This is a genomic window from Curtobacterium sp. 9128, from assembly GCF_900086645.1.
Lineage (GTDB): Bacteria > Actinomycetota > Actinomycetes > Actinomycetales > Microbacteriaceae > Curtobacterium.
In genome coordinates this window covers 973,754-995,074 of the sequence record NZ_LT576451.1, presented here as the reverse complement: position 1 = coordinate 995,074, position 21,321 = coordinate 973,754, and the positions used below count along the sequence as shown (strand labels likewise).

23 protein-coding genes are annotated in these 21,321 nt (G+C 70.3%); 6 read left to right on the top strand and 17 right to left on the bottom strand.

Features of this window, described 5'->3' with window-relative positions; translation table 11 throughout:
- Positions 1–25: 25 nt before the first annotated feature.
- Entirely contained in the window at positions 26–1,165 is a 1,140-nt protein-coding gene (locus tag QK288_RS05045; protein ID WP_281266714.1) for a CE1758 family FMN-dependent luciferase-like monooxygenase, read from the bottom strand.
- A 236-nt stretch (positions 1,166–1,401) separates the two neighbouring features.
- Here QK288_RS05045 and QK288_RS05040 point away from each other — a divergent pair, with 236 nt between their 5' ends.
- Positions 1,402–1,872, top strand: coding sequence for a hypothetical protein (locus tag QK288_RS05040; protein WP_281266713.1), 471 nt, complete (start codon positions 1,402–1,404; stop codon positions 1,870–1,872).
- Here the strand turns inward: QK288_RS05040 and QK288_RS05035 are convergent.
- The 3 genes from QK288_RS05035 to QK288_RS05025 form a co-directional block, all read right to left on the bottom strand.
- Positions 1,869–2,792, bottom strand: coding sequence for a DUF4436 family protein (locus QK288_RS05035; RefSeq protein ID WP_281266712.1), 924 nt, complete (start codon positions 2,790–2,792; stop codon positions 1,869–1,871). The two genes, QK288_RS05040 and QK288_RS05035, sit on opposite strands and share 4 nt — an antisense overlap.
- Positions 2,789–5,086, bottom strand: a complete 2,298-nt coding sequence (locus QK288_RS05030) for an Ig-like domain-containing protein (protein WP_281266711.1) — start codon at positions 5,084–5,086, stop codon at positions 2,789–2,791. The genes QK288_RS05035 and QK288_RS05030 overlap by 4 nt, the downstream gene beginning before the upstream one ends.
- Before the next feature lie 104 nt (positions 5,087–5,190).
- Entirely contained in the window at positions 5,191–6,159 is a 969-nt protein-coding gene (locus tag QK288_RS05025) for a phosphatase PAP2 family protein (protein WP_281266710.1), read from the bottom strand.
- A 211-nt stretch (positions 6,160–6,370) separates the two neighbouring features.
- Here QK288_RS05025 and QK288_RS05020 point away from each other — a divergent pair, with 211 nt between their 5' ends.
- Positions 6,371–6,820 (top strand): DUF4383 domain-containing protein, encoded by a 450-nt coding sequence (locus QK288_RS05020; RefSeq protein WP_281266709.1) that lies wholly within the window; start codon positions 6,371–6,373, stop codon positions 6,818–6,820.
- 288 nt (positions 6,821–7,108) lie between these two features.
- Here QK288_RS05020 and QK288_RS05015 read toward each other — a convergent pair whose 3' ends face one another.
- The 12 genes from QK288_RS05015 to QK288_RS04960 all read right to left on the bottom strand — a co-directional run bounded on the left by QK288_RS05015 (position 7,109) and on the right by QK288_RS04960 (position 17,520).
- Positions 7,109–8,416, bottom strand: coding sequence for an AAA family ATPase (locus QK288_RS05015; RefSeq protein ID WP_281266708.1), 1,308 nt, complete (start codon positions 8,414–8,416; stop codon positions 7,109–7,111).
- Positions 8,413–10,422 (bottom strand): cytochrome c oxidase assembly protein, encoded by a 2,010-nt coding sequence (locus QK288_RS05010; RefSeq protein ID WP_281266707.1) that lies wholly within the window; start codon positions 10,420–10,422, stop codon positions 8,413–8,415. Before QK288_RS05010 ends, QK288_RS05015 begins: the two co-directional genes overlap by 4 nt.
- A gap of 111 nt (positions 10,423–10,533) precedes the next feature.
- Complete coding sequence (locus QK288_RS05005) at positions 10,534–10,821, bottom strand: HU family DNA-binding protein (protein WP_022908191.1); 288 nt, start codon at positions 10,819–10,821, stop codon at positions 10,534–10,536.
- A 298-nt stretch (positions 10,822–11,119) separates the two neighbouring features.
- The gene (gene rpsN, locus QK288_RS05000) at positions 11,120–11,425 is read right to left on the bottom strand and encodes a 30S ribosomal protein S14 (protein ID WP_071299872.1); all 306 of its coding nucleotides are present in this window, start codon (positions 11,423–11,425) and stop codon (positions 11,120–11,122) included.
- A gap of 2 nt (positions 11,426–11,427) precedes the next feature.
- Positions 11,428–11,598, bottom strand: a complete 171-nt coding sequence (gene rpmG, locus QK288_RS04995) for a 50S ribosomal protein L33 (protein ID WP_056123557.1) — start codon at positions 11,596–11,598, stop codon at positions 11,428–11,430.
- Positions 11,598–11,834: a 50S ribosomal protein L28 gene (gene rpmB, locus QK288_RS04990; RefSeq protein WP_022903747.1), complete on the bottom strand. Its 237-nt coding sequence runs from the start codon at positions 11,832–11,834 to the stop codon at positions 11,598–11,600. The genes rpmG and rpmB overlap by 1 nt, the downstream gene beginning before the upstream one ends.
- Before the next feature lie 331 nt (positions 11,835–12,165).
- A complete protein-coding gene (locus QK288_RS04985; RefSeq protein WP_281266706.1) occupies positions 12,166–12,861 on the bottom strand; it encodes an alpha/beta hydrolase in 696 nt (231 codons plus the stop codon).
- Positions 12,862–12,871: 10 nt separating this feature from the next.
- Positions 12,872–13,291: a transcriptional repressor gene (locus tag QK288_RS04980; RefSeq protein WP_281266705.1), complete on the bottom strand. Its 420-nt coding sequence runs from the start codon at positions 13,289–13,291 to the stop codon at positions 12,872–12,874.
- On the bottom strand, positions 13,288–14,202 hold the full coding sequence (locus tag QK288_RS04975) for a metal ABC transporter permease (protein ID WP_281266704.1): 915 nt from the start codon (positions 14,200–14,202) through the stop codon (positions 13,288–13,290). Before QK288_RS04975 ends, QK288_RS04980 begins: the two co-directional genes overlap by 4 nt.
- Positions 14,202–15,017, bottom strand: coding sequence for an ATP-binding cassette domain-containing protein (locus QK288_RS04970; protein ID WP_281266703.1), 816 nt, complete (start codon positions 15,015–15,017; stop codon positions 14,202–14,204). Before QK288_RS04970 ends, QK288_RS04975 begins: the two co-directional genes overlap by 1 nt.
- 83 nt (positions 15,018–15,100) lie before the next feature.
- A complete protein-coding gene (locus tag QK288_RS04965) occupies positions 15,101–16,012 on the bottom strand; it encodes a zinc ABC transporter substrate-binding protein (RefSeq protein ID WP_281266702.1) in 912 nt (303 codons plus the stop codon).
- A 242-nt stretch (positions 16,013–16,254) separates the two neighbouring features.
- Complete coding sequence (locus tag QK288_RS04960) at positions 16,255–17,520, bottom strand: PTS transporter subunit EIIC (RefSeq protein WP_281266701.1); 1,266 nt, start codon at positions 17,518–17,520, stop codon at positions 16,255–16,257.
- A gap of 178 nt (positions 17,521–17,698) precedes the next feature.
- Between QK288_RS04960 and QK288_RS04955 the strand changes: the two genes are divergently transcribed.
- Together QK288_RS04955 and QK288_RS04950 are read left to right on the top strand one after the other, a co-directional pair.
- On the top strand, positions 17,699–17,935 hold the full coding sequence (locus QK288_RS04955) for a PTS transporter subunit EIIB (RefSeq protein ID WP_281266700.1): 237 nt from the start codon (positions 17,699–17,701) through the stop codon (positions 17,933–17,935).
- Positions 17,932–18,384 carry a glucose PTS transporter subunit IIA gene (locus tag QK288_RS04950; RefSeq protein WP_281266699.1) on the top strand — a complete coding sequence of 151 codons (453 nt, stop codon included), beginning with the start codon at positions 17,932–17,934 and terminating at the stop codon, positions 18,382–18,384. The genes QK288_RS04955 and QK288_RS04950 overlap by 4 nt, the downstream gene beginning before the upstream one ends.
- Positions 18,385–18,557: 173 nt before the next feature.
- On the opposite strand, the gene QK288_RS04945 is transcribed toward QK288_RS04950, so the two are convergent.
- On the bottom strand, positions 18,558–19,334 hold the full coding sequence (locus QK288_RS04945) for a GntR family transcriptional regulator (protein ID WP_281266698.1): 777 nt from the start codon (positions 19,332–19,334) through the stop codon (positions 18,558–18,560).
- Positions 19,335–19,480: 146 nt separating this feature from the next.
- On the opposite strand from QK288_RS04945, the gene QK288_RS04940 reads away from it, so the two are divergent.
- A complete protein-coding gene (locus QK288_RS04940) occupies positions 19,481–20,104 on the top strand; it encodes a response regulator transcription factor (protein ID WP_281266697.1) in 624 nt (207 codons plus the stop codon).
- Positions 20,101–21,291 (top strand): histidine kinase, encoded by a 1,191-nt coding sequence (locus tag QK288_RS04935; RefSeq protein WP_281266696.1) that lies wholly within the window; start codon positions 20,101–20,103, stop codon positions 21,289–21,291. The genes QK288_RS04940 and QK288_RS04935 overlap by 4 nt, the downstream gene beginning before the upstream one ends.
- Positions 21,292–21,321 lie beyond the last annotated feature (30 nt).

The following is a 21,321-nucleotide window of genomic DNA, read 5'->3' as shown; positions in this document are numbered from 1 at the left end:
GCCTCCCGTCATGCGGATGGTGCGATCAGACCGACGCTCCGGTCCACTCGTCGACAGCGGCCACGTGGTCGGTGCCGACCGTGCCCGCTGCGCGGGCGGCGGCGACACGCTCCGCGTGCGACGGCGGGTTCGACGGCACGCCTGCCGGGCGCCCCTCGTCGTTGATCTTGCGGAGCTCCGGCACGATGTCCGACGCGAGGATGTCGATCTGCTCGAGGACCGTCTTGAGCGGCAGGCCCGCGTGGTCGACGAGGAACAGCTGGCGCTGGTAGTGCCCGACGCTGTCCTTCATCGCCGCGTACCGGTCGATGACCTGCTGCGGCGACCCGACGGTCAGCGGGGTCTGCTCGGTGAAGTCCTCCATCGACGGCCCGTGCCCGTAGACCGGGGCGTTGTCGAAGTACGGGCGGAACTCGGCGATGGCGTCCTGCGAGTTCTTGCGCGCGAAGAACTGCCCGCCGAGCCCGACGATCGCCTGGTTCGCGGCACCGTGCCCGTAGTGCTCGAAGCGCTGCCGGTAGAGCCCGACCATCTGCGCGGTGTGCTCGATCGGCCAGAAGATGTTGTTGTGGAAGAAGCCGTCGCCGTAGTAGGCGGCCTGCTCCGCGATCTCGGGCGTGCGGATCGAGCCGTGCCAGACGAACGGCGCAACACCGTCGAGCGGACGCGGCGTCGAGGTGAAGCCCTGCAGCGGCGTGCGGAACTTGCCCTGCCAGTTGACGACCTCGTTCTCCCAGAGCTGGCGGACCAGCGCGTAGTTCTCGATCGCCAGGTTCACGCCCTGCCGGATGTCCTGCCCGAACCACGGGTAGACCGGGCCGGTGTTGCCTCGGCCCATCATCAGGTCCATGCGGCCGTCGGAGATCACCTGGAGCATCGCGTACTCCTCGGCGATGCGCACCGGGTCGTTCGTCGTGATGAGGGTCGTCGACGTCGAGAGCGTGATGTGCTTCGTCCGTCCGGCCAGGTAGCCGAGCATCGTCGTCGGCGAGGACGCGACGAACGGCGGGTTGTGGTGCTCACCCGTGGCGAAGACGTCGAGCCCGGCCTGGTCGGCGTGCTCGGCGATCGTCATGATGTCGCGGACGCGCTGCGTGTCGTCCGGAGTGGTCCCCGTGGTCGGGTCGGTCGTGACGTCACTGACCGTGAAGATGCCGAACTGCATGATGCCGCCTTCCGTGAGATCAATGCGTTTGCATCGAACTGCCGGGTACAACGTAGCGCACCACACGGTATTCCCGCGAGCAGCGGGCCCGCCACACGACCGAGCGGCGGGCCCGCCCGCGACCGGGCAGCGGCCCGCTCCTGTCCGCCGAACTGCGGACCGCGGGAGCCCGCCGATCCGCGTAGCGTCGAACCGGAACCCCTCACCAGGTTCGCTGATCAGGACGAGGTTCCACCGTGACGACCATCACCTCGACAGCCGCACTCGTCGACGACGAATGGGTGCTGCGCTGCGTCGACTACCCGGCGATCGAACACCACGGCGCGTGGCTCGACGACGTCGTCGTCCAGCACCGCACGATGGTCCACGACTTCGCGGGCGAGACCCCGCGCATCGAGTTCGTCGTCGGCGACCCCTCGACCGCCTCCCGCATCGCCGCCGTCCGCTGTGCGAGCGAGCGAGCGCGGGCGATGCGCGCCGAGGCCCGGGCGCTCGAGGAGGCCGTCGCCGACGACCGCGACGCCCTGGTCGCACGGCTCACCGAGCTCAACGTCGCGCCGTCCGAGATCGCCGAGATCCTCGGGCTGTCCGTCCGTGCCGTGCGCGACGAGCTCGGTTCCGACGAGGAAGCACGGATCGCCCGGCGGATCCTCCGGACCCTGCACCACGCCGACGAGCCGCAGCCCGCGGAGGGGCAGCGCGACTAGGCGTCGTCCTCGATCACCCTGCCGCGCAGCACCTTCGACTCGCGCCACAGCAGGTACGCGCCCGTCCAGACGAACATGATCGCGACGAGCGCCAGACACGGGAACAGGAACACGAAGTCGAGCGTCGTCCCGATCGGCGGCGCACCCGGCATCGCGGACCGCAGCGCCGGGAACGACAGCAGCGTCGCGCTCAGCCAGATCACGTTCGCGAACTCGAGCCTCCGCCGGAGGATCGCACTGCCGACCGTGACGACCGCCATCAGCGTCGTGAACAGGATCGCGAGGATGTAGAACGACACGATCACGATGCTCAGCGCGTCGCGGTGTCCGTCGATCTGCATCGGGACCAGGGTGCGCCCGTCCTGCTGCTCGGCACCGGAGCGCTCGGCCTGCATGTTCCACGGTCGCGCGGAGTTCGACATGTCGACCTGGAAGGGGACCGCTCGACCGGTGTCGTCGTTCTGCACGCTGAGCTGGAAGTTCGCGAACGGCTGGTCGAACGGGTACGAGGTGTCACCGCGGTCGAGCGTCAACGTCAACGAGGTCGCGTCCACCACGGACTGGCCGGGGAACGTCACGACGCTCGTGGTCACGCCGCCGCTCGACACCTCGATGCGCAACGGCTCCGAGATCTCACCGGCCTTGTCGCCGACGAAGTCCCCGTGCGGGATCGGCAGCACGTTCGCCTGCATCACCCGGTTCGACAGGTCGACGTCCTGCACGCTCATCCGCAGCGACATGGAGTTGCCGGTCCGGTCGTTCGGCCCGGACACCGGCACGGTCGTCGTGGTCTTCAGGGCTCCGGAGAGCCCGATCACGACGTAGTACACCGCCAGCAGCACCACCGCGACCAGCAGGATGATCGGCGCGGGGTTGCGTCGGGTGCGCCGTTCCGGCGGGGCTTCGGTCGTCTGCGTCATCGGTTGCTCCCGGACTGGTCGTCAGGTCGGATCGGACTGGAGGCTGTGGTGCCGCCCGCTGGGTCGGCTCCCGGAGGTGGGCCGGTCGCCACCGGGGCCGTGGGGCTCCCGCCGGTCGCCCGACGGCCCGCCACCGTGGCGGCGAGCGCGAAGAGCAGCATCGCGAGGAGCGGCACCATCGCGCCGGGGAACTCGGTGACGTTGAACGTGGTGATCTGGTCGGCGAGCTGGGACGCCTCGGTCTCGCCCTTCGCGACCGCGGTCGTCACCGTCATCGCGTTGGCCTGCGACGACCGGTTCGACGCCACCTGGATCTGCTGCACGGCGGTGTCCGGAGCGTTCACGGCGTCGGCGAACACCCGGATCGCCACGTCGGCCTGCTCGCCGGGGTCGAGCGGGATCAGGCACGAGAACGTCGTCGTCGCCACCGAGCAGTCGACCGGTTGCTCGTCGACCTCGACGTCGACGTTCCGGTAGACCATGCCGGTGCTCATGCGGGCCGAGAACGTGATCGCCACGGTGGCACCGGAGGCGTTCGGCCCGAGCGTGCCGCGCATGTCGGCTGCCGTGCCGGGCATGATCCGCTGCGTCCCGAACCGCAGGTCCATCGGGAGCGCACCGTTGCTCGTGCCGGCGCCGTTCCCGCCACCCGAGCCGGAGCCGCCGCCACCGGAGCCGCTCCCCGGGGCGCTCGACGGGGCGCTCGACGGAGGGGCCGCTGGTGTGGAGGGCGTTGCCGACCCGGCACCCGCGCCGGCGTTCCCGCCGCTGCCGTCCGCGCCGGACCCGGCGGAGGCGCCGGACCCGCCGGCCCCGCCCGTCGGGGTGGAGCCGCCGCCTGCCGGAGCCGAGGGCGCCCCGGGAACGGGAGCCGAGCCTCCAGGCCGGGTCGTCGGCGGAGCCGGCGTGACCGGTGTCTGCCGGACCGTGAAGTCGAGCGTCGCGCGTTCCGAGGTGATGCCGCCGTACGTCTGCGAGGCGGTGATGTTCACCGCACCGTACGCGAACCGCGGCGACGGCGTGCAGGACCACAGGCCCGCGCTGTCCGCGGTCGCCGTGCACATCGCGGTGGGGCCCTGGAAGACCGTGACCACGGCATCCTCGACCGCCTGTGCGCCGCGGATGACCGGGGTCGCGTTCGTCGTGACCGACCCAGCGGTCGGCGAGGTGAAGACCGGGGCGTTGAGCGGGACGACCTCGAGCGTCGCGGAGGACGCGACCGGGGAGTCCGGGTCGGTGCTCGACACCGTGCTGGTCGCGATCGCGTAGGTCGTGCCGGGAGCCGTTCCCGCCGGCGCTGCCCCCGTGACGGTCACCACGACCGAGGCACCAGGCGCAAGTGTCCCCAGCGCGACCCCGCCGGGCAGCGCCGAACAGTCCACCGCGGCGCCGTCGACCGTGCACACGGTCGCCGGGAAGCCGCCGAGGTCCGCGGTGAAGGTGACGTCCCTCGCCTCGCCGTCGCCCGTGTTGTCGATCGTGATCGTGTGCGTCGCCTCACGGGTCGGCAAGAGCTCGGTCGCGCCGGACTGGGTGATCGAGAACGTTGCCGACGCGAGGACGGTGAAGGTGCTCGTCGCGACCGGGGAGGTCTGGCCGAACCGGTCGGCCTGCGTGGCGGTGACCGTGTGCTGGCCGACGGTGAGCGGCTCGCTCGGAGCCGGGCAGCTCCATGTGGTGGCGGCGTCGGCCGGGATCGTGCACGGGGCCTGGTCGTCGAGCGTGACGGTCGCGGCGTTCCCGGCCGTCTTCGCGCCGGTGATCGTCGGCTGGGTCGCGATGGACTCGCTGCCGGCGGCGGGTGCGGTGATGGTCGGGGCGCCGGGGGCCGCCGGCGCGACGACGGTGATCGAGTACGGTGCCGCTGGATCGACCGGGACGATGGCGGAGCTACCGGTCTTCGTACCGAGCGTTGCGTCCGCGTCGATCACGAGCTGGACGTCGACGGTGTTGGGTGCTCCCCAGAAGAGGTTCCCGCACGCGGCGGACGCGCCGTCTGCGGACGGCGTGCAGGTGAACGGCGCGAGGCCGGTCCCCGGCTTGGTCGCGGCGGCGGTGATGCGGGTCTCCGGTGGCGCGGTGATCGTCCAGTTGCCGGTGCCGCCCGTCTGGTTCTGGACGGTCGCGACCACCTGCGTGCCCGGCACACCGGACGGCACGGGGCCGACCTGGGTCATCGCGCTCGCGGGGGCGCTCGGGATGACCTCGGCTGCGATCGCGAGGACGAATCCGAGCGCAGCGGCGAGCGTCCGCTGGCGGCGACGTGTCGTCCCCGCGGTGTGCTGCGCCCGCATGCTTCCCCTCGTCCGCGGCGGGTCCCGACACCGCTGACGCCGACGACGCTAGTCGGAAAGCGCAGCCGCCAACCGACGCGTTACCGGGCTGTGACACGGCGTGCTCAGACGGGTGCGGGCAACCCCTTGGTGTTCGTCGTGGGGGCGGTGTGGTGCATGCCGTCCGCGAGCCACACCGCGGTCACCGCGAGGAGCACGCTCACCGAGGACGCCATCCGCCCCGCGACGAGCATCGCGTCGTGGTCGTGCCCGCTGCCGTTCGTCACCGCGAGCACGAGCGCGGCGATCCCCACGGCGAGCGTCACCCCCGTCGAGACCAGCAGCACCGCCGTCACCACGCGGCGGGGACCCCTCCGGCCGTCCCGGTCTCCACGCGCACCACGGTCGACGACGGGCCCGACGGCACGGACCAGCCCCACCCAGAACAGGGCGACCGCACATGCGCCGACGATGTCGCTCACCCGGTGCCAGCCGTAGACCACCGTCTGGTTCGCCACGAACACCGCGTACGCGGCTCCGAGGAGCAGCACGATCGGCCGGAACCGACGGGGTGTGACCATCAGGACCGCGAACAACGCCGCCATCGCGATCGTCGCGTGACCGGACGGGTACGAGTTCGGCGTCGTGGACCCGGCGATCTCCGGGCGCACGGCGATACGCTTGAGGAGCGTGGAGGTGCCAGCCGAGGCGAGCACCACCACACCCGCCGCCAGTCCGACGGCGAGCCGCCTCCGTGCGAACGCGACGGCGGCGATCACCACGACGAGCAGCAGGATCACCGGGACCGAGATGACGTTGAGTGCGGTGTCCGACCCGAACAGGTCGGTCTCCCGGACCCCGCCGAGCGCGGAGTCCTCGACCCGTTGCCCGAGCGGCGTCAGCACGGCGACCGCGTAGACGAGAGGCACGATCACGAACCCCAGAGCCGACAGCACAGCCCACCGGAACCGGCGCGAGACGCTCGGTCCGCGCCCGTCGTCGCGCGGATCGGGCGCTGTGCGCTCCGGCGTGCGGGTCACGGGGATCGTCCTCCTCGGGGTCGTCGTCGCGGGCTTGGTGGTGCGCCTCGTCACGGCGCTCCGGACGGGCGGTCGCCGGAGCGGATCGTCGGCCGTCCGATTGGGTCGGTCGGGGTCGGACACGATACCGTTGTCGCGCCGGTCGGAACCTGGGAACCAGGGCCCGATCGGCCTGTTCCGGCAGGCAGTGTCCAGCAGCGCTGGACGCACCGCGCCGCAGGAGTCAGCCACGACGACCCTCGTGGCGCAAGAAGAGGAGACCGAAGTGGCCGTCAAGGAACCGAGCATCATCGCATCGCCGAACCGCGCACTCGCGCTGACGGTCGGTACCCTGCTCGTCATCTGGGGTGTCCTCGGCTTCTTCTTCGCCGGTGACGGTGGCCACGCGTTCTTCGGCGACTCGGGCGGCATGCTCTGGAACGCCTTCCAGGTGAACCCGGCACTCGCGTTCCTGTGGACGATCCTCGCCGCGGCGCTCTTCATCGTCGGACTCGGCAACACGATCGGGTCCCGCAACGTCAACCTCCTCGTGGGCGTCGTGCTGATCGTCCTCGCGGCGTACGGCTTCGTGTTCGTGAACACCTCGGCCAACGTCTTCGCGCTGAACACCGCCGACAACGTCTTCAACGCCATCGTCGGCGTGGTGCTGCTCCTCACCGCGCTCGGCGCCGACAAGCAGAACATCCGCGCGCTGCGCGCCTCGGCTACTGCCTGACGCGTTCCGCGACACCTCGACGCCCGTCTGCCGCTCGGCAGGCGGGCGTCGTCGTGTGTGAGGTGCGGGTGGGGTGGTCGCTGGCACCCGACTCGGAACGACAGACTCGCTGTCGTACGACAACGGTGGTGTCGCCCGTTGCACGCGCAAGCATCCCGACCGACTCGGAACGACAAAATCGCTGTCGTACGACAACGGTGGTGTCGCCCGTTGCACGCGCAACGACCTGCGCAGCGCGAACCCGGACCGCCACGAACCCGGACCACCACGTGCCCGGCGGCGACGTGCTCAGGACCCGGTCGTGTCCTTCGGGGCCTCGAGCTGCGTGGCGACGATGCGCGGGGCCTCTGACATGAAGCGCCGGACGTCGAGGTCCACGATGATGTCCTGCGGGCGCAGCGGCCGGCTCAGGTAGAGCCCGTCGAGCGAGGTCAGCCGCGACAACGCGACGTAGGTCTGCCCAGCGCTGAACACCCGGTTGCCGAGGTCGACCACCGCCCGGTCGTAGGTGCTGCCCTGCGACTTGTGGATGGTGACCGCCCAGGCCAGGCGCAGGGGGAACTGCTGGAACTCCCCGACGGTGTCCTTCTTCAGTTCCTTCTTGTCCGCGTCGTAGGAGTACTTGAACTTCTCCCACACCGACGGCTGCACCTCGAAGGACTCCCCGTCGACGTCGACCCACACGGTGTCGCGGATGGTCTGCACGATGCCGAGCGTGCCGTTCACCCAACGCTGGTCCGGGTCGTTGCGGAGGAACATGACGTGCGCCCCCGGCTTGAGCTCGAGGGCTTCGTCGGCGGGGAAGTTCCGCCCGCCGAAGTCGCCGTTGACGTCCGCCCTGGCCGTCTTCGTGGCGCCGGGCAACCGGTCGAGCGCGGCCTTGTTGATCTTCGCGACGGTGTCGTTCCTGGTCGCGAGCGTGATGGCGTCGTCCGGGGCCGGCCGCGCTCCCGCTTCGTTCAGGCGACCCGCGATGTCCGCCGTGACCCGCCCGTGCCGCACGGCCGTGAGCATCGCGGCGAAGGCGTCGTCCCGCTGCCGGTGCACGGTCGCGAGCTCGATGATGTTGAGCTCGGCTTCGAGCCACACCTTCGCGTCGAAGAACCACAACGACCGGTAGTGGTCCGTGAAGTACGCGCGCTCGTCGGCGTCACCAGGGACCGGGGGCAGCTGGTACGGGTCGCCGAACATGACGACCTGCACCCCGCCGAACGCCTCGAACTGACGCCCGCGGGCCTTGCGGAGCGAGCGGTCCATCGCGTCGAGCAGGTCGGCGTTGACCATCGAGACCTCGTCGATGACCAGGGTGTCCATCGTGTTGAGGAGCTTGCGGGTCTCCGGTCCCTGACGCAGTTCGGCGTCGGCGATGAGCCCGATCGGCAGCCGGAACAACGAGTGGATCGTCTGGCCGCCGACGTTGAGGGCCGCGACACCGGTCGGCGCGCAGATCACGACCTGTTTCTCGGTGTTCCACGCCAGGTGGTTCAGCAGTGTGGACTTGCCCGTACCCGCACGGCCGGTGATGAACACGTGGTCGCGGGTCGACTCGATGTACTCGAAGACGGCCCGCTGCTCGGCGCTGAGCTCGACGCTCACGGGGTGCTCGCCTCGGAGTCCGCGCTGACGTCGTCGAAGTCGTGCTCCGCCGCCTGCACGGAACCGTGTTCCGGACCTCGCGGTTCTGTGTCCACTGCGGGGTGCTGCGGCCGACCAGCACCGCCGGTGCCCCGCCGCACTCGCACGAGCCCGACGACGAGCACCGTCACGAGCAGCAGGACGCCGGCGACGACGAGCACGACACCACCCCGGGCCTGGTCGACCAGGGGGTCAGGGCCCCACGTGCGACCCATCGCACCGAACCACGACGCCTGCAGCAGCCCGAGTGGCCCCTGCATCGCGATGCCGAGCGACACCAGCCCCGCGGCGACGACGACTGCACCGACGGCACGCACCAGGAACGCGGGCCACGACGGCGTCCTCGCACCAGCGGCGATCGGCGTGAGGAGCGTCGGGAGGGCCAGGAGCCCCACGAGCAGGAACACCGTGTCGATCACGGTGCGTCCGGTCGGGTCGCTCGTGGACCAGCGGAGGGCCTGGGTGCCGAAGAAGGCCCACCAGATGCCGGCGAGCAGCAGGAACGCGGGGAACGGTTGCGCGAGGTACCGGACGGCCGGGTGGTCGACGAAGACGTCCGTCCACTCGCGGACACCCGTGCTGTCGTCGTCACGCGGCAGCACTGCGGCGCGGATGAGCTGCACGGGCGCCGCCGCCCAGACGAGCCCGGGCACGACGAGCCCGAGCAGCACGTGCGCGCCGACGTTCGCGGAGACCAGGAAGCGGTCGTAGTCGTGCAGGGAGCCGGACGTCGCGACGACCAGGCACACGATCGCGATCGCGGCGGCCACCGACCGGCGGACCGGCCACGAGACGCCCCGACGGCGCAGGCGGACGACCCCGGCCACGTAGGTCGCCGCGAGCAGGACCGACGCCATCAGCCAGAACAGGTCGATGTTCCAGGACGTCAGCCAGCCCCAGGTTCCCGGGTCGTGCGGGAGGAGGTCGTCGGTGAGGAGCTCCGCCGGGGACGGGTTCGTGGTCTTGCTCAACGCGATCTGGTCGACCGGGGTGGCCGTGCGACCGAGCGCCGCGGCGAACCCGGACGCGACACCCATCACCGCGAGTTCCACGACGACGAGGAGCCAGAACGGGCGCGACCGGGCAGGCGTCGACACGAGCGAGGAGATCGTGCGACGTCGTTGCACCGCGCCGAGCACCCCCATGGCGACGATCGCACCGATCTTCACGAGGATCAGGACGCCGTACGGGGTGAACAGGTTCGACAGCGCGCCGACGCGGATCTGTGCGGAGGCGACGCCGGACACGGCGACGAGCACGAAACACCCGAGCGCGATGCTCGAGTACCGCCCGACGAGCGGAGCCAGACGATCGGCGGGGACGACACCCCGGACGAGGACCAGCATGAGCAGCCCGCCGATCCAGAGCGCCGCACCGACGAGGTGCAGCCCGAGGGCCGTGACGGCGGCGTCGTGGCTGGCCGTGCCGGCGGCGTGCCCCTGCTGCGCCAGTGGGATGAGCCCGATCATCGAGACGCCGGCAGTGAGCGCGACCATGCCACGCGACCGGACGGCGAAGCACAGCACGGTGACCGCGGCGGCGACGAGGACGGTGACCAGCCACGCGAGGCCGAGGTCCGTACCGGTGAGGAAGACCCCCATCGACTGCCCGAACTGCTCGTCGAGGCTGACCTTCGACCCGGCGACGCTCAGGAAGGTGAAGAAGGTGGTGACGGCCGAGGCGACCGTCCAGACGCCGGCCGAGGCGGCGGCGACGTCGATCGCCCGGTTCCACTCGGGGGCGGTGCGCGAGAGGCCGACGGTGGCGAGGGCGAGTCCGCCGATCGTGGCGGCGGCGGACAGGTCGACGAAGACCCGGGCGATCGGGAGCCCGAACCGCACGACGGCACCGGGGTCGGCGATGAGCGCGGCGTTCGCTCCCCCGCCGATCACGAGCGCGACGAGGACCGCGACGAACGCGACCAGCACGAGCACGGCTGGGCCGCTGACACGTGCGATCCGGTTCACCAGGACAGCCTACGGGCGTGCCAGACCCCCAGCAGAATCGCCGGTGGCAGATGTGGAGAACGAACGACGAAGGGGACGGCGAAACGCCGTCCCCTTCGTGCCGGAGCAGTCTTACTTGACCGCAGCCTTGAGCTTCGAGCCGGCGCTGACCTTGACCGAGTCGCTCGCGGCGATCTCGATGGCCTCACCCGTCTGCGGGTTGCGGCCGGTGCGGGCGGCACGGTGCGTCTTCTCGAAGGCGATCCAACCGGGGATCGTGACCTTCGTGCCGTCGGCGACGGAGCCCGAGACGACGCTGAAGAGTGCGTCGACGACGCCGTTGACGGTGGCCTGGCTCTGGCCGGACTCGGCGGCGACGGCCGCGACGAGCTCGGTGCGGTTCAGTGACTTGTCAGCCATTGGATGTCCTCCTCGGACTTCTTGCGTATCGGTCGGACGCACGTGGCGTCCGTTGCCCCGGGCGGTTGCCCGGTGCTTCGGACCAGCGGGCCGGAGCCCGGCGGAACCGGAGTTGAAACTACCAGCAGGGTGAGACGAAACCTGCCGACTCGCCCGGATTTCCGGGGTTGTTGAGGTGCTGGAGTGACAGATGTGACGAATGTGACGAACTTGTCCCCCGAGAGCGAATCGAGTCCACCCGCGGACGACGAACGCCCCGCCACCGGTGAGGGTGACGGGGCGTTCGGGAAGCGAGTGCTTACCAGGAGCTCTTCGTGATGCCGGGGAGCTCGCCACGGTGGGCCATGTCGCGGAAGCGGACACGGCTGATGCCGAACTCACCGAGGTGGCCACGGGGGCGGCCGTCGATGGCGTCGCGGTTGCGGTAGCGGATCGGCGAGGCGTCGCGGGGGAGCTTCTGCAGCCCCACGCGAGCGGCCTCACGCGACTCGTCCGTGCCGTTCGGGTCCACGAGGGCCTTCTTCAGCTCGAGACGACGGTCGGCGTAGCGCGCGATGATCTCGGCGCGCTGGTTGTTCTTCGCGATCTTGCTCTTCTTCGCCATGCTTAGCGCTCCTCACGGAAGTCGACGTGCTTGCGGACCACCGGGTCGTACTTCTTCAGCACGAGACGGTCCGGGTTGTTGCGACGGTTCTTCTTGGTCACGTAGGTGAACCCGGTGCCCGCCGTGGAGCGGAGCTTGATGATCGGACGAACGTCCTGACCCTTCTTGGCCATCAGATCTTCTCCCCACGGGCGAGGAGGTCCTTGACGACGGACTCGATGCCGCGTGCGTCGATGACCTTGATGCCCTTTGCGCTGAGCGTGAGCGTGACGTTACGACGAAGCGAGGGCACGTAGTACGTCTTCTTCTGCACGTTCGGGTCGAAGCGGCGCTTCGTCCGGCGGTGCGAGTGCGAGATGTTGTGTCCGAAGCCGGGGGTGGCTCCGGTCACCTGGCACACTGCTGCCATGGTTTCCTCCTGTTGAGTACCGTGCGGCCGATCGGCCACACCCAAGGTCACTTGCCTGGCACGCACGCGCGTCGCCACCGACGGTGGTTCTGCGAGGGGGGTGTGCGTGCCGCCCGATCCGGCCGCGGCGTTCGCGACGGCAGGAGGGCTGAACAACTGGGCCCGCGCAGGCGCGGACCAGCCATCCACATTACGGGACGGCCGGGCGTGTCGCAAGTCGGCCGCCGGTCTGGAGGCCCGGGCCGGCCCCGCAACGCGACCGCGGCCCTGCAGGTGGTCACGTCCACGGGCCGCGCCTGCGTCGCGGACGGAGGCACGGCCTCCCGTTCGGCTACGGACCGTCCGTGGGTTTCGGTGCCAACGCGTGGACCAGCAACTCGCCGAGCCGCCTCGGCGCCGTGAACATCGGCCAGTGGCCGGTGTCGAGACCGACGATGGTGAGTTCCTCGGTCGCGACGAGCTCGGCCGCCCACGCCTGGTGGTCGGCGACCATGGCGGCGAGCTCCTCGGGTCGGATCTCACACGTGACGACCGTCGCCGGGATCGTGTGCCGTGCGGCGTCGTCGTAGTGGAACCGGTCGACGGGCAGTCGAGCGGGCTCCGGGATCGCACGGTGCTCGAAGGCGGCGCGGAGTTCCGGCGTCATCCCCCGCAGGGTCGCCGGCTCCCAGAAGTCCCACGGCGGCAGCGGCACGACGCCGTCCACGACCGGCAGCTCGTCGTTGACGCAGCCGCCGGACGGACCGGGGAAGGTGTCGACGTAGAGCAGGTGCCCGACGAGCGACGGACGTTGGTCTGCGGCCATGTACGCGATCGGCCCGGCGCCGGAGTGCCCGGCGAGCGCGACCGGTTCGTCCGCGGTCGCGACGTCGTCGAGTCGCTCGACGATCGCCGCCACCTGCTCGTCGAGCGTGTCCCCGTCGCGGGTGAGGGCCTCGACGGAGTGACCGGCCTCGCGGAGGACGGGCAGCACCTCGTCCCACGCGTCCGCTTCGAGCCAGAAGCCCGGCACCAGGATCACGTGCATGGCGTGGACGCTACGCGGACGCGTTGCCGCGTGCTGCCGTGCACGCTGCGCATTCGCCGAAGATGTCGACCACGTGACTGGCGTTCGTGAAGCCGTGCTCAGCGGCGACCTGCTTCGCCCACTGCTCGACCGGGTCGGCCTGGATCTCGACCGTCCGACCGCAGTTCCGGCAGATCAGGTGGTGGTGGTGCTTGTCCGTCGTGCACGCCCGGTACAACGACTCGCCGTCCTGCTGGAGCGAGTCGGCGTCCCCCTCGGTCGCGAGGTCCGCGAGGGCCCGGTAGACCGTGGCCAGGCCGATCGTCGAGCCGCCTTCGCGGAGGTGCGCGTGCAGCGCCTGTGCGCTGACGAACCCCTCGGTGGAGTCGAGCGCGCCGCGGACGGCTTCGCGCTGCCAGGTGTTGCGCTTGGGCTTCTGGACGGCGTTCACGCGTTCACTCCTTCCGTGCGACGCGACGGCGCCGCGGTCGTGTCGTGTTCGTCGCGGACCGCGACCCGGTCGCGACCACGTCGTTCCTTCCGGGCACCGACGATCCGGCACACCACCCAGATGGCGAACGAGATCGACGTCACGTACGGGCTGATCGGCAGACCGCCGCCGAGTGCCAGCAGGATGCCACCGACGACCGACACGACCGCGAACACCATGCTCAGCACGGGGACCAGGACGGGGTGCACCGTCAGCCGGAGTGCCGCGGCAGCCGGTGTGACGAGCAACGAGAGCACGAGCAACGCGCCGACGATCTGCACGGAGACCGCGGTCGCGAGCCCGAGCAGCAGCATGAAGACGAGCGCCAGGGTGCGGACGGGGACACCGGCGGCCGCTGCGACGTCCGGGTCGACGGACGCGAACATCAACGGGCGCCAGATGACCAGCAGGGCGATGACGACGATCGCGCTGATCACGATGAGCGACTGCAGCTGGGGCTGGTCCACCGAGACGATCTGCCCGGTGAGCAGCCCGAACTTGTTGGCGGCACGGCCCTTGTAGAGCGCCAGGCAGAGGATCCCGAGGCCGAGCCCGAACGGCATCAGCACGGCGATGATCGAGTTGCGGTCGCGCGCCCGGGAGCCGAGCAGCCCGATGAGGAGCGCCGCGATGACCGACCCGACGAGCGAGCCCGTCACGACGTTCACCCCGAGCAGCAGGGACGCACTGGCGCCGGCGAACGAGAGCTCGCTGATGCCGTGCACCGCGAACGGCATGTTCCGCGCGACCACGAACGGGCCGATGAGTCCGCCGACGACGCCGAGCACCGCACCCGCGATGATCGAGTTCTGCACGAGCGCGAGGAGCTCGCCGTAGTCCTGGAACGAGAAGATCGTCGACCAGACGTCCATCAGATCCGCCCTTCGTCCGGCGCCGCAGCGTGCGGGTCCGGGTCGCAGTGGTGGTCGTGGGCGTCGTTCGCGCCGACGATCACGATGCGCCCCATCGTCCGGACGACGTCGACGGGGGTGCCGTACAGGTCGCTCAGCACGTCGGCGCGGAGCACCTCGTCCGGCGATCCGATGCGGAACCGACCGCCGGCGATGTAGAGCACCCGGTCGACCACGTCGAGGATCGGGTTCACGTCGTGCGTGACGAACAGCACCGCGGCGCCCCGCTGGCGGCGCTGCCGATCGATGAGTTCGGTGACACCGCGCTGGTGGCGCAGGTCGAGGGAGATGAGGGGTTCGTCGCAGAGGAGCAGTGCGGGGTCGGCGGCGATGGCCTGCCCCACCCGGGTGCGCTGCTGCTCGCCGCCGGACAGTTCGGCGACGGGTGCGTCCGCGAACGCGGTGGCGCCGACCTCGTCGATGATCCGGTCGATCCGTTCCCGCTCGGCCTTCCGCTCCGGCCGGATGCCCCAGCGGGACCCGGTGACGCCCTGCGCGATCATGTCCCGGGCGCGGAGCGGTGTACCGGAATCCATCAGCCGCTGCTGCGGGATGTAGCCGATCTTCCGGTGCCCGCGGCGGACGGGCTGGCCGAGGAACGACATCGTGCCACTGGTCAGCCGCTGCTGCCCGAGCACGGTCTTCAGCAGGCTCGTCTTGCCGGCACCGTTCGGGCCGAGGACCGCGAGGAACTCCCCCGGCGCGACGTCGAGGTCGAGGCCGTCCCAGAGCTTGCGGGTGCCGTAGGACAGGCCGGCGTCGCGGAGCGCGAGCACGGCGGAACCGCCACTGCGCTCGGCAGTGGCGGTTCGCGGGTCCTGTCGGGGCTGGGACCGGTCCTGTCGGGGCTGGACTGCTGTCACTTCGCCAGCGCCGCCTGCACCGCGTCGATGTTCGCCTGCTGCCACGAGACGTAATTCTTCCCCTTCGGGAGCGTCTCCGTGACACCGACCACGGGCACACCGTTGTCCTCTGCGGCCTTCTTGACCTGTTCGGTCTCCGGGCTCGAGGTCTGCTCGTTGTACGCGAGCAGCTTCGCGGTGTGGCTCGAGTAGAGCTTCAGCGTGTCGTTGAGCGCTGCCGGCGGGACGTCGTCGCCCTCCTCGATCGCCTCGGAGAAGTCGTCCGGCGTGACGTTGTCGAGGCCGATCGCGTCGAACAGGTACCCGGGGACCGGCTCGGTGTACGTCACCTTCTCGCCGTCGTACTGCTTCTTGAGGTCGGCGGTCTGCGACTCGAGGTCCTCGAGCTTCGACGTGAGCGCCTCGGCGTTCTTCTCGAAGGTCGCCTTGTCCGCGCTGTCGAGCGTGCCGAGCCGCTTCGACACGTCGGCGACGAACTTGACCATCGTCGGGTAGCTGTAGAACACGTGCTCGTTGAACTCCGCGTCGCCGCCCTTGTCGAGGCCGGAGAGCTTCACGACGTTGATCGTGTCGGCCTTGGTCTTCGAGGAGTCCGACAGCGTCGTCATGAAGTCGTCGTACCCGCCGCCGTTCTCGATGAGGAGGTCGGCCTTCGACACCGCGAGCTGCGTCTTGGCGCTGGACTCGAACGAGTGCGGGTCCTGCGAGGGGTCGTTCAGGATGCTCGTGACGTCGACGTGGTCACCCCCGATGGTCTCGACGAGGGAGCCGTAGACGTTCGTGGAGGCGACGACCTTGATCGTGTCGTCACCGCTGTCGTTCGTGGACGCGGAGGAGGTCGCGCAGCCGGTCAGGGCGAGCGCGGCGGCGCCGGCGACGAGCGGCAGGGCGAGGAGGCGGTTGTGCATGTCGTCCACGCTAGCCGTTGTTGATAACGATTGTCAAAACCGGTATCACCGTTGCGGTCTCCGCGTCGGGGGGTCGATTCGCGCGTGGGAGGTCGTTTCGCGCGTAGCAGGCTTGAAGTTCCGGCCACCCACGCGCGATTCCGCTTTCCACTCCGGTCGCGATGGGAAGGAACGTGCTGGAGACGGACAGGAGGCACGGTGCCAGCTGGCACCGTGCCTCCTGTCCGACCGGTGGTCGCGTCCTACGCCTTGGTGGCCGCCTCGATCGTGTTCTCGGCGATCGTGTCCTCCTCGCGGCCGGGGGTCCGGAGGTTCCACTTCCTGATCACCCAGCCGAAGAGGAAGTAGTAGATCACCGCGTAGCCGAGGCCGATCGGGATGAGCCAGATCGCCCCGTCCGCCTTGCCGAAGTTGAGCACGTAGTCGATCGCACCGGCCGAGAACGAGAACCCGTCGTGGATCCCGAGCGCGTTCACGAGCGCCAGCGACGTACCCGTGAGCACCGCGTGGATGATGTACAGCGGGAACGCCACGAACATGAACGAGTACTCGAGCGGCTCGGTGATGCCCGTCACGAACGAGGTCAGCGCGGCGGAGAGCATGATGCCGCCGACGAGCTTGCGGTTCTGCGGCTTGGCGTTGCGCCAGATCGCGAGCGCACCGGCCGGCAGCGCGAACATCATGATCGGGAAGAAGCCGGTCTGGAAGATGCCGGCGGTCGGGTCGCCCGCGAGGAAGCGCGCGATGTCACCGTGGTAGGTCACGCCACCGGTCGTGAAGCTGCCGAGCTGGAACCACGGGAAGAAGTTGAGCAGCTGGTGCAGGCCGATCGGGATGAGCATGCGGTTGACGAACCCGAAGATGCCACCACCGATGACGGCGTTGTCCGCGACGGCCTGGCCGGCTGCGGTCAGCGCGATGTCGAAGTAGCGGTACACGAAGGACATGAGCACGGCGATGATCAGACCGGCGACCGCGGTCAGGATCGGCACGAGGCGACGACCGGAGAAGAACCCGAGGAAGTCGGGCATCTTCGTGCGGTGGAACTTCTGCCAGAGCCACGCGGAGACGAGACCCATCACGATGCCGCCGAGGACGCCGAAGTTGATCGTCGCCTGAGCGCCGTTGGCGTCCTTCACCCCGGCGAGCACGATCGGCGACATCGCCGCGAAGACCTGGTACATGACCATGTAGCCGACGACCGCGGCGAGCGCCGTGGTGCCGTCGGACTTCTTCGCCCAGCCGATCGCGATGCCGACCGCGAAGAGCAGCGGCAGCCAGGTGAACACACCGTTGCCGGCGGCCGCGATGATCGTGGCGCCCTTCTCGAAGCCGGGGATGGCACCGAGCATGTCGGACTGGCCGAGTCGGAGCAGGATGCCCGCGGCGGGCATGACCGCGATGGGGAGCAGCAGACTCCGGCCGAGCCGCTGGGCGTTGGCGAAGAGCTTGCTCTGCTTCTTCGGCGTCTTCTTCTCCGGCACATCCGTGGCAGCAGTCGTGCTCATCGGAGTTCCTCTCGTCATTGGGTGGAGCTGGTCGGGGTGAGTTGAGTCGCGCAGCCGGCGCAGGTAACCTCGGCGGTATCGCCAGGCCCGGTCCTGTCCGGTCATGACCAGTACGTAGTGTCGATGACCGCGCACGGCATGTCAACCTGGACGCGCACCCTTAACGAGGAGGAAACAGATGGCCGACATCAAGGCTGCCGAGATCATCGCCGCGCTCGGCGGTGCCGACAACATCGAAGAGGTCGAGGGCTGCATCACGCGCCTCCGCGTCGAGGTCGAGGACGGTGACCTCGTCGACAAGGGCGCGCTCCAGGCCGCCGGCGCCCAGGCCGTCGTCGGTGGTGGCACCGGCTGGCAGGTCATCGTCGGTCCGATCGCCGACAACCTCGCGCAGGACATCCAGGACGAGCTGTGACCGCAGTCCTGACGCCGTTCGCCGGGCCGGTCGTCGCACTCGCCGACGTGCCGGACCCGGTGTTCGCCGGGCAGCTCGTCGGTGCCGGTGTCGCGGTGGACCCGACCGGTGTCGAGGGCACGGTCACCGCGGTCGCACCCGTCGACGGCACCATCGTGAAGCTGCACCCGCACGCCTTCGCGCTGCAGGGCACTGCGGGGACGGACGTGCTCGTGCACGTCGGCATCGACACCGTGAAGATGTCGGGCGAGGGCTTCGAGCTCGTCGCGGCCGAGGGTGACACCGTCGCCGCCGGGGACCCCGTCGTCCGCTTCACTCCGGCGACGATCACCGCGGCCGGCTACTCCCCCGTGTGCCCCGTCGTCGTGCTCGGCTCCGCGCCGGACTCGATCGCGCAGGGCGCCGTCGGCACCACGGTCACCGCGGGCGACACCCTCTTCGAGGCCTGACCCCCGCCGGGACCCCTTCGCCAAAGCGACAGTTCGCCGCCGAGCCCGCACGACCCCTTCGCGAAAGCGACAGTCTGCCGCCGATGTTCCGCGGCAGACTGTCGCTTTCGCGGTCCGGGCGAACGCGGGCAGCGAGCGCGGGCAGCGGGCAGCGGGCAGCGGGCAGCGCCGCGCTACACGACGGACTGCGTCGCGGTGACCTCCATCTGCACGCGGTAGCGGTCCGACCGGTACCAGCTCATCGCGTGCTCGACCGGGCGGTCCCGCGAGTACGACACCCGGTCGAACTCGAGCACGGGCGCGCCGGTCTTCGTGCCGAGCAGCGTGGCGACGTCGTCCGCTGCCGGCTTCGCCGCGACCGTCTGCTGCGCGCGGTCGATCGGCAGGCCGTACTCGTTCGCGACGATCGAGTACACCGACCCGGACAGGTCGTGCTCGAGCAGCCCGGGGAACGCCCCCGCGGAGAGCCAGGCGTCGTCGATGGACACCGGCGCCCCGTCCGCCATGCGCAGGCGCTTCACGTGGTACGCCGTGTCGGTCTCACCCAGACGGAGCGCAGCGGCGGTGTCGGCCGGCGGCACACGTTCTTCGCGGACCAGCACGACCGTCGTCGGTACGTGCCCCATCGCCCGCATCTCCTCGGTGAACGACGCCAGGTGCAGCGTCGACTGCACGGGCCGGTGTGCCACGAAGGTGCCCTTGCCGCGGACCCGTTCCAGGTAGCCCTCGTTGACGAGCTGCCCGAGGGCCTCGCGCACGGTGATCCGGGAGACGCCGTACTCCGCGATGAGCTGGCGTTCGGACGGGATCGCCGCACCGGGAGCCAGTCGCACCGTCGCGAGTTCGAGGAGGATGCGCCGGAGCTGCTGGTGCTTGGGCTCGGCTCCTTCGGTGATGCGGGTCGTCATCGGCTCCTCGTGCTCCATCGCGGTGGTTCGGCAGCTGGTCATGGGCGGACATGACCAGTTTTCATCACACTAGCGAGTCGCGACCGCCCAGTCGATGTGCATGACAGAACGCGACATGTGGACGGATTCTCACCGATCCCCGAGGGGGCCCTCTGGGACGCTCCATCGGAAGCTGCCAGGATGTCGCCGTGACATCCGTGGTGATCATCGACGACGAGGGGCTCGTCCGCTACGGCTTCGGGCTCATCCTCGGGGCCGCCGACGACATCGAGGTCGTGGCGAGCGGCAACGACACCGACGCCTTGTCGATCGTCGCCGAGCACCACCCCGACGTCGTCCTGCTCGACGTCCGGATGCCCCGGATCAGCGGCCTCGACCTGCTCGCCGGGATCACGGCGATGCCGGACCCCCCTGCGGTCGCGATGCTCACGACCTTCGACGCCGCGGAGCACCTGGGCCGCGCGATGGAGCTCGGCGCAGCGGGCTTCCTGCTCAAGGACACCGACCCCGAGCACCTCGCGCAGTACGTCCGCGTGCTCGCCGCCGGTGGCGTGGTGCTCGCCCCGGGGCTCGACCGGACCCGGCTCTTCGCGCAGACGTCCGAACCGGTCGCCTCGCCGCCGCTCTCCGATCGTGGGCACGAGGTGCTCCGGCTCCTCGCCGACGGCGCGAGCAACCCGGAGATCGCCGCCCACCTGGGCGTGAGCACCGGCACCGTCAAGGAGGACGTCCGCGGCCTCCTCGCCGCCTTCGGCGTCACGAGCCGCGTCCAGCTCGCGCTCCGCGCCGCAGCCGCTGGCCTGCTCACGTGAGCGCACGGCGGATCCGGCGGCTCGCCAAGGCGACCGACGGGAGGCTCGACACGGCAGTCGACGCCGGCCTGCGCTGGGTGCGCACGCACCGGGCACCGTGGTGGCTGGTCGACGCGTTCTTCGTCGCCGCCGCCGTCGCGGACGCCGTGCTCGACATCTCGGGGGCGACGCAGTTCGAGACCGCGATGTCCCTGGTGGCCGCCGCAGCGCTGCTCCTCCGGCGCCGGCTCCCCGTCACCGCGTTCGCGCTGACCCTTCCCGGGCTCTTCATCGGCTCGGCGGTGGTCGCCTCAGCGGTGGCGCTGTTCACGATCGGCGCGCGCACCCAGCGGCGGTGGGTGATGCTCCTCGCCGCGGTCGTCGAGTTCGTCGGCTTCAGCGGGTTCGTCGGCCCGCCGCAGACGCTGGACGACATCGTCGTGTCCATCATCTACGCGCTCATCTTCGCGCTCGGCCCGATCTCGATCGGGCTCCTGGTGCAGACCCGCGCCAGCCTCACCGAGCGCCTGGTGGAACGCGACGCCGCCCGGGCGGACGAACGCCGGCAGGCGGCAGCCGTGGCGCTGTCGCGGGAACGTGCGCTGCTCGCGCGGGAGATGCACGACGTCGTCTCGCACCAGGTCACGCTCATCGCGGTCCAGGCGGGCGGGATGCAGATGGCGGGCAGGGACGAGGCCGAGCGCGGGTTCGCACGGACGATCCGGCAGCTGTGCGTCGTGACCCTGCAGGAACTGCGCGAGATGGTCCAGGTCCTGCGCGCATCGGGTGGCACGGACCGCGAGATCGCTCCGCAGCCGGTGCTCGCCGACCTGCAGCGACTCATCGACGACTCCGGACTGGACACCCGCACGGACGTCGTCCTGCCGGAGACCCTCGGGCAGCCGGTCCAGCGCGCCGTGTACCGCTTCGTGCAGGAGGCCCTGACCAACGTCCGGAAGCACGCCCCCGACGCCGCCGTCCACATCACCGGGCTCGTCGAGGACGGTGACGTGGACGTCCGCGTGTCCAACGGGCCGGCACGGGGCGCACGGCTCGAGCTCCCCGGATCCGGCCTCGGACTGATCGGGCTCGGCGAGCGTGCGTCGTTGCTCGGGGGCTCGCTCGAGAGCGGTCCGACCGACGACGGCGGGTTCGCACTGCACCTCCGGCTGCCCGTCGAGCACCTGCCCCCCGCCCCGGCCGCCTGATCCGACGGCCAGCCCGGGATGGCCGACCGG

What these genes read in the sequence shown, in the direction of transcription:
- QK288_RS05005 (WP_022908191.1), bottom strand. Translation starts at nt 10,821, where the DNA reads ATGGCTGACAAGTCACTGAACCGCACCGAGCTCGTCGCGGCCGTCGCC.
- QK288_RS04955 (WP_281266700.1), top strand. Translation starts at nt 17,699, where the DNA reads ATGGCCGACATCAAGGCTGCCGAGATCATCGCCGCGCTCGGCGGTGCC.
- QK288_RS04960 (WP_281266701.1), bottom strand. Translation starts at nt 17,520, where the DNA reads ATGAGCACGACTGCTGCCACGGATGTGCCGGAGAAGAAGACGCCGAAG.
- rpmB (WP_022903747.1), bottom strand. Translation starts at nt 11,834, where the DNA reads ATGGCAGCAGTGTGCCAGGTGACCGGAGCCACCCCCGGCTTCGGACAC.
- QK288_RS04985 (WP_281266706.1), bottom strand. Translation starts at nt 12,861, where the DNA reads ATGCACGTGATCCTGGTGCCGGGCTTCTGGCTCGAAGCGGACGCGTGG.
- QK288_RS05045 (WP_281266714.1), bottom strand. Translation starts at nt 1,165, where the DNA reads ATGCAGTTCGGCATCTTCACGGTCAGTGACGTCACGACCGACCCGACC.
- rpsN (WP_071299872.1), bottom strand. Translation starts at nt 11,425, where the DNA reads ATGGCGAAGAAGAGCAAGATCGCGAAGAACAACCAGCGCGCCGAGATC.
- rpmG (WP_056123557.1), bottom strand. Translation starts at nt 11,598, where the DNA reads ATGGCCAAGAAGGGTCAGGACGTTCGTCCGATCATCAAGCTCCGCTCC.
- QK288_RS05030 (WP_281266711.1), bottom strand. Translation starts at nt 5,086, where the DNA reads ATGCGGGCGCAGCACACCGCGGGGACGACACGTCGCCGCCAGCGGACG.
- QK288_RS04965 (WP_281266702.1), bottom strand. Translation starts at nt 16,012, where the DNA reads ATGCACAACCGCCTCCTCGCCCTGCCGCTCGTCGCCGGCGCCGCCGCG.
- QK288_RS04975 (WP_281266704.1), bottom strand. Translation starts at nt 14,202, where the DNA reads ATGGACGTCTGGTCGACGATCTTCTCGTTCCAGGACTACGGCGAGCTC.
- QK288_RS05035 (WP_281266712.1), bottom strand. Translation starts at nt 2,792, where the DNA reads ATGACGCAGACGACCGAAGCCCCGCCGGAACGGCGCACCCGACGCAAC.
- QK288_RS04945 (WP_281266698.1), bottom strand. Translation starts at nt 19,334, where the DNA reads ATGACCAGCTGCCGAACCACCGCGATGGAGCACGAGGAGCCGATGACG.